The organism is Methylobacterium sp. CCH5-D2, from assembly GCF_001556475.1.
GTDB classification, from domain to species: domain Bacteria; phylum Pseudomonadota; class Alphaproteobacteria; order Rhizobiales; family Beijerinckiaceae; genus Methylobacterium; species Methylobacterium hispanicum.
Window position 1 is genome coordinate 1 of sequence record NZ_LSIX01000655.1, and the last position, 310, is coordinate 310.

Sequence of the window (310 nt, forward strand, 5' to 3'; positions counted from 1 at the left end):
AACCAGATCCTGCGCGAGAACGCCCGGCGCCGCATCGTGGTGCAGGCCAACACCACGGCCGGCACCGACATGGCGACCGTCGTGGCCGCCATCCGCGAGGCGGTGGCGAAGGAGCCGATGCCGCCCGGCTTCTTCACCAGCCTGGAAGGCACTTTCCAGGCGCAGGAGGAGGCGAGCCGGACCATCGCGGCGCTCTCGGCGCTCTCTCTGGCCCTGGTCTTCGCCATCCTGTTCAGCCGCTACCGCTCGGCCGCCCTGGCGCTCATCATCATGGGCAACGTGCCGCTCGCCCTGATCGGCTCGGTGGCCG

At 70.6% G+C, this 310-nt stretch carries 1 protein-coding gene; it reads left to right on the forward strand.

The window, feature by feature from the left end; translation table 11 throughout:
* Positions 1-310: efflux RND transporter permease subunit (locus AX737_RS17360; protein ID WP_156453801.1), on the forward strand; the 310-nt coding region annotated here is incomplete at both ends.